Raw genomic sequence first — 6,338 nt, 5'->3', positions numbered from 1 at the left:
CTGCCACTGCTTGAACAAAAGGCATGGTATCAATACACACGCCATGGGCGAGCCAGAGGCACAGAGCCGGTTAACTACGTGCAAAATATTCGTCAGTTTCAAGACTTATTGGAATGGCGCTTTCCTAAGTCCAGTGACCAACAGTTGCCAGCACAAATGAACGTCAAAGAGCTGCAGCAGATTTTACCCGCTAGCGTCAACAAGCTCACGCCAGAGCCGCAGGCATAATACTGCTATGCACTATTGATATTCTGTGTTTTTCTATGTTTTAGCAGCAAGGCAAATTGAGGGCTAAAACCAGAGATAAGCCGATACACGCTGCTTACAGTTTACTTTTCTTAAGCGCTCGGCGCTGACGAAAAAAACGGCTTAGCTTCTCACCTGCACAGTCTGCTAACACCGGCTCAGCAACATCGACTTGGTGATTTAAAAAATCTTGTTCAAAAAAACGCATCTGCGATTTGACTGCACCTGCCTTGGGCTCAGTCGCCGCATACACCAAACGCGCCACCCGCGCATGCACAATTGCACCAGCACACATCGCACAAGGTTCGAGGGAAACATACAAGGTAGTATCTAACAGGCGATAGTTATCTAACTTCGCCGCAGCTGCACGCAGGCATTGGATTTCAGCATGTGCGCTGGGATCGTTCAACGTAATCATTTGGTTACGCCCCACAGCCAGCAACTCGTCGTGCAATACCATGACTGCACCGACCGGCACCTCGTTATCGGCGGCCGCTAAATCAGCTTGTTCTAAGGCTTGGCGCATCCAGTATGCATCGCGCTCTAGCGTATCAGCGGAGAGTTTCGTCATAATCCATAACCAGTAAACCGTATCAAAACTGCCATCGCACTATCAGATTTATATATGCTTTATTCTATAAATTAGCACTATAGCAAAATGAGGAAACACTATGCAGCCTAATAAAAAGCGCTCAGCTAAAATTGCATAACAAACGACAGGCACCGAACGCTAGGCATAAAACGGCAGGCAATAACTGCAGGCAATAAAAAGCCGGACATTCATCCGGCTTCTTGCTTACTGATCTAAACTCGTTTAAGCAAGTCGCTTAAACTGAATCGGTAACTTACGCGGCTTAGGCAACGGCACCCACTCAAACGAGGCGTTAAAACCTTCAGGTAAAGTATAGCTGTAGTTGACCAGCACCTGATGCATAAAGCATTTCGCCAACATTTGAGCAAAGTGCATACCAATACATTTATGCGCACCACCGCCAAAAGGTTGAAACGCAAACGAGTGGTTTTTATCTTCCCGACGCTCATCACTGAAGCGCTCCGGATCAAACTCTAGCGGATTGGTCCAGTGCTCAGGGTCACGGTGATTCATGATCGTCGACAAGAAAACCATCGTATCAGCTGGCACCTGAATGCCATCAATTTCTATATCCTTGATAGTTCTGCGCGCCAAAAAAGACACCGATGGGCGCAGGCGTAAACATTCAAACAGCACCTGCTGCATAGTTGGCAGCTGATCAAGATCTTCATAATCTAAAAATGGCTTATCCAAAGCCAAGCACTCGGCACGCATTTTCTCCTGCCACTCAGGATAAATCGCAGAATAATACATCATATGATTTAGCAAAGATGTAGTCGTATCATGCGCAGCAAACAGTAAGAACGATGCCTGCGGTATGATTAATTCTTTATCAAAAAATTCGCCATCATCGGTTTTCTCGCGACACATAAACGAGAGCATATCTTCGCCACTGCCAGCGCGGCGCTTATCAATTTCTTGACCGAAATAATCGCGCAGATAGCGCTCGCCTTTCTTGCCTTTATTATAGGCTGTGCCAGGCCATTCTTTTCGCACCTGCCCAAGCAAGCCATCATTAATATCTAAGAAGGCCTGGTTCATTTTCACCGTATCTTCACCGGCTTCAGCGCCAACAAATACACTGGCACCAACTTCTAGCAAAGCCTTTTTGATATGCGGAAAAAATTGAAAATTATCGACGTTTTCCCACGACTTGATATTGGCAGCCAAAATGGGGTTCATCATGCCAACATAGTTTTTCATCGCAGCATTTTTGAATGCTGTTTGCATCATCCGACGCAAAAACTTGTGGTCATCAAAATCCTTCATCAAGATGCCGCCACGATAAAACTGGTTAAGCGACTCCTCGTAACCCATCTCATTGGAAAATTCTTGATTGCGGTCTAAGAATAAGCGCTGAAAGTTATCGCAGCCTTGCAGCATGATACCTTTTTGATGCAAGATTTTTACCCGCGCCACATTGCCGTATTTGTCTTGTAGCTCTTTGACCCATTTATCTAAACCAAAAATGGTGCGCAGTGAGTTGCCAAAATACGGAATGCCGTAATCACCCGGAATATGATCAATATTGTGATTATCGGCGTGTGTTAAATAAGATTTATCGATTTCTGCTTTAGCCATGAGCCACCTCGTAAAATCGGGCACCTAAACAATTGCACCCGCAGCATTTTATCGTTTTTATTATTTGTCGAACGAACGTTCGATTAAAGCGCGGAATGATAGTCAAAACCGCCCGCAATAGCAAGCGCTGAGAATATGAAGCTTTTGTTAATAAGCATTTCTAAGACAATTAGGGTAGTATGTTGCCGATTAGCCGTTGGACAACCATGAAAGAAAAAAAACAAGACAAAAAACTTAACCGTCACGACATTATTGAAGCAGTAGCAAGGCTGATTGCTGAAGACGGGCTTGAAACCTTGACTATGCGCAATATTGCCAAACATGTTGGCTGTAGCGTGGGCACCCTGCCACATTACTTCGAAGGCAAAGATGATATTGTTATCGCCGCGTTAAACTGGTCGCACGAGCGCATCTTCAATCGTCTTGACGCCATGACAGATGCCGCCGAAATCCACTTACAAAATTTGTACCCCCTGCTCAGCGCCTCGATGCCAACGAATGATGTCGCCGATATTGAATGGCGAGTTCGTTTATGTCTGTGGGATTACGCCACGACTGACCCAGAAATGCGTTTAAGTGTCGCCGCCGTTGCTCGCTACGCCGATGAACTTTTACAGTCGCTGATTATTCAACTGCAAGAGCAAGGCGAAGTGCGCGCTGATATATGCCCCTCTACCACGGCATTAACATTCTACCAAATGTGCATTGGCGCCGGCTTTAATATGCTGCATCACCCAATGGAAAAACGCGAGCGGGATTTAGCGCCACTGCATGAATACATCGAAATGATTAAAACACCAGAGCTTGAAAGCTAAACGCCTTTCCCTGAAGCCCACTTAATCTGGCAAACCAAGATTTCGTTTAGCAATAATATTGAGCTGGATTTCTGAGGTGCCACCACCGATGCTTTGAATTCTTGAGAACGCCCATTCTTTCGCACAAAGTAATTCATCTGCAGAAAAATGATTAGCATTTCTATCATCCGGCCAACTCAGGCCGGCAAAGCCAAATGCCTGCAAATATAAATCGAATTTTTGCATATAAGCCTCACTCATCGCCAGCTTGAGACAAGACGAAGCTTGTGAAACTTGACCCTGCTTAAACTCCTGTAGCATGCGCTGCGAGGTTAATTCAATCGCCTCGGTCTGCATGGCGTTTGCTGCGATTTGATCACGCAATATCGGTGAAAACTCTGCCAAGCTTTGCCCATGCTGATGCGCAACCACGCTCTCAAAGCTTGGCGCAAAACGATTACCGAGATCTCGCGAGCCCATCATATTGCGCTCATGCTGCAGCATTCGTTTAGCAATCCCCCAACCATGATTGAGCTGACCCANTAACTGATGCTTTGGCACCTGCACATTATCTAAAAACACTTCACAGAAATGTGACGAGCCTGAGATCAACTCAATGGGCTTGGTCGTCACGCCAGGCAGCGCCATATCAATCAGCAATACCGAGATACCATCATGCTTGGCCACATTAAAATCAGTGCGCACCAAGCAAAATAAAAAATCCGACTTATCGGCAAAGCTGGTCCACACTTTCTGCCCATTCACCAAAAAATGATCGCCACAATCCTCAGCCTTACAAGATAAACTCGCCAAATCTGAACCTGCACCCGGCTCTGAATAACCTTGGCACCAGCGAATTTCGCCGCGCGCTATCGGCGGTAAATGCTCTTGCTGCTGAGCCTCGGTGCCAAACTCTAAAATTGTAGGGCCCATCATATGCACCCCTAAACTCATCAAAGGCGGCCTTGCGCCAAGCTTTAGCATCGCTTTTTGTAATAATTTAGCCTCAGCAGGACTCAGCCCGGCGCCCCCAAAAGCGGCAGGCCAGGTTGGCGCTGTATAGCCTGCGTCAACCATGATGTCTAGCCAAGCCTTGGCATCGGGGTTATTGAACTGCTGCTGACGGCCGCCCCATATCGTTTCTTCACTAGACATGGGCGTGCGCATAGATGTGGGGCAATGCTGCTCAATAAACTCGCAAAACTGTTCAAATGTAGACATAGTTAACTTGTTATTTACTTATAGACGTTGACCATTATCAACGCTAAACAATACCGATGTCATTAACTATTTAATCTGCATGAATAAGCTTTAACAGAGGGTAAAGCCGTTGCGAATTACACAGGCTTCTTGTACATTACAGCCATACTATTACACTCAAAGGAATTAGCACAATGAAGCAGTTGGGCAGTCAAGACGCAGGCTTTGTTTATAATGAAACGCCGAATACGCCAATGCACATTGCCGGCTTAGGCATTTATGACCAATCAACCGCACCTGGCGGGCGACTTGGCCACAAAGACATTATCAAATATGTGCAAGATCGGATTCATTTGGCGCCCATTTTTCGCTATAAATATGTTGAAGTGCCTTTTGGCCTCGACAAACCCTACTGGATCGAAGATCCCGACTTCGACATTGAATTTCATATCCGTCATATTGCTTTGCCACAGCCAGGTGACTGGCGACAACTTTGCATTTTAGTATCACGTCTTAACTCTCGCCCGATAGATTTTAGTCGCCCATTATGGGAGGCATACATTATTGAAGGCTTGGACAATGTTGAGGGCTTGCCTAAGGGTAGCTTTGCGATCATGGTAAAAACGCACCACTCAATTGTTGACGGCGCGTCTGGCCAAGGCGTGTTTGGTGCACTGCATGACCTTACACCCGAAGCCACCGCATCACAGCCATTAAAACCATTAACCGTCGATCGCAAGCCGACTTCTTTAGAGCTTATCGGTCGCGCCATCCCTAATCGTTTACGCAATCCGCTTAACCAAGCCAACTCAATATATAAGACTGCGCCTAACTTGCTGCGCAATGCTATCAAACTGTATAAAGGCGAGATCCCCTCAGGGACCAAGCTTAAAGTACCGGCAACACGTTTTAATAAGGGTTTGTCACCACATCGCGTTTTTGAAGGCACATTCTTTGACCTTGATAAGGTGAAGCATATTAAAAATGCTATAGCGCAGGGCACAACCGTTAATGATGTCATGCTTGGCATTGTCGCTGGCGGTATTCATAAGTATTTAAAGCACCATAACGAGCTGCCTGCTGAATCCTTAGCAGCGATGATGCCGGTCGATATTCGCACCGATGATACTCGACACCTCGAGGGCAACCAGGTTGGCGGCATTTTCGCTGAGCTTCATACCCATCTTGAAAATCCGATTGATCGCCTAGTCGCGATTCATGAAAGCACCAACCAAGCCAAAGATCTGGCCGAAAAAGTTAACACCCACTCGGTGATTCAAAACTATATGTTTGGTTTTATGAATCCTAAAATGGGTCGGCGCATTAACCGACTGATGCAAAATGCTGGGCTGATGGAAAAGTTTGGTCCGTTCGCCTGCAATACCTTAGTCACCAACGTGCCGGGGCCTAATTTCCCACTTTATCATGCTGGCGCCGAAATGGTTTCTTACTGGGGCATCCCGCCGCTTACCGATTGCATGGGGCTGGGTCATGCCGTATTTAGCTACTGCGGCAAAATTTCATTATCCGTATCTGCTGACCGAAACATGATGCAAGATCCTGGCTTTTACATCGAATGCATTGAAGCGGCGTTTTCTGAACTCTACGCTGCAGCACTCGATCATGAAAAAAAGGCCAGTAAAGCACCGGCTAAAAAAGCGGCTAAATCGAAAGCCTCGGCCTCATCTAAAACCGCTGCTTCAGCCAAAGTAAGCGACAATGAGAGCAAGCCTAAGCGGAAAAGAGCAGCGCGCAAAAAAGCGGCTGCCCGCGCAAGCAAGCCTAGCACCACTGCCGCATCAGCTTAAGCCGTCGGTTTATAAAAACCGCCGGCCTTTAGATGAAAAAACCGCCAGATTCTGGCGGTTTTTTTATGATTTTCTTTTTATAGCCATTAACTGCGCTATACTGCGCGTCTTTAGCCT

Annotated in this window: 6 protein-coding genes; 3 read left to right on the top strand and 3 right to left on the bottom strand. The window is 46.5% G+C overall.

The features are described from left to right. On the top strand, positions 1–228 hold a 228-nt coding region (locus tag HRU21_05720; GenBank protein ID NRA41794.1), incomplete at its 5' end, for a lytic transglycosylase F. 94 nt (positions 229–322) lie between these two features. Here the strand turns inward: HRU21_05720 and tadA are convergent. Both tadA and HRU21_05710 read right to left on the bottom strand, forming a co-directional pair. Next, positions 323–817: a tRNA adenosine(34) deaminase TadA gene (tadA, locus tag HRU21_05715; protein NRA41793.1), complete on the bottom strand. Its 495-nt coding sequence runs from the start codon at positions 815–817 to the stop codon at positions 323–325. A gap of 243 nt (positions 818–1,060) precedes the next feature. Further along, the gene (locus tag HRU21_05710) at positions 1,061–2,419 is read right to left on the bottom strand and encodes a cytochrome P450 (protein ID NRA41792.1); all 1,359 of its coding nucleotides are present in this window, start codon (positions 2,417–2,419) and stop codon (positions 1,061–1,063) included. 206 nt (positions 2,420–2,625) lie between these two features. Here HRU21_05710 and HRU21_05705 point away from each other — a divergent pair, with 206 nt between their 5' ends. Further along, positions 2,626–3,234 carry a TetR/AcrR family transcriptional regulator gene (locus tag HRU21_05705; GenBank protein NRA41791.1) on the top strand — a complete coding sequence of 203 codons (609 nt, stop codon included), beginning with the start codon at positions 2,626–2,628 and terminating at the stop codon, positions 3,232–3,234. A gap of 21 nt (positions 3,235–3,255) precedes the next feature. Here the strand turns inward: HRU21_05705 and HRU21_05700 are convergent, their stop codons facing one another. After that, positions 3,256–4,434, bottom strand: a complete 1,179-nt coding sequence (locus HRU21_05700) for an acyl-CoA dehydrogenase family protein (protein ID NRA41790.1) — start codon at positions 4,432–4,434, stop codon at positions 3,256–3,258. 173 nt (positions 4,435–4,607) lie between these two features. Between HRU21_05700 and HRU21_05695 the strand changes: the two genes are divergently transcribed. Next, positions 4,608–6,221: a wax ester/triacylglycerol synthase family O-acyltransferase gene (locus HRU21_05695; protein NRA41789.1), complete on the top strand. Its 1,614-nt coding sequence runs from the start codon at positions 4,608–4,610 to the stop codon at positions 6,219–6,221. The last annotated feature ends 117 nt before the right edge of the window (positions 6,222–6,338 follow it).

Source organism: Pseudomonadales bacterium, from assembly GCA_013215025.1.
Lineage (GTDB): Bacteria > Pseudomonadota > Gammaproteobacteria > Pseudomonadales > DT-91 > DT-91.
The sequence above is the reverse complement of the archived record's forward strand: the minus strand, read 5'-3'. Positions and strand labels throughout refer to the sequence as shown.

Coding starts and splice junctions, on each gene's coding strand:
- tadA (NRA41793.1), bottom strand. CDS start 817: ATGACGAAACTCTCCGCTGATACGCTAGAGCGCGATGCATACTGGATG.
- HRU21_05710 (NRA41792.1), bottom strand. CDS start 2,419: ATGGCTAAAGCAGAAATCGATAAATCTTATTTAACACACGCCGATAAT.
- HRU21_05705 (NRA41791.1), top strand. CDS start 2,626: ATGAAAGAAAAAAAACAAGACAAAAAACTTAACCGTCACGACATTATT.
- HRU21_05695 (NRA41789.1), top strand. CDS start 4,608: ATGAAGCAGTTGGGCAGTCAAGACGCAGGCTTTGTTTATAATGAAACG.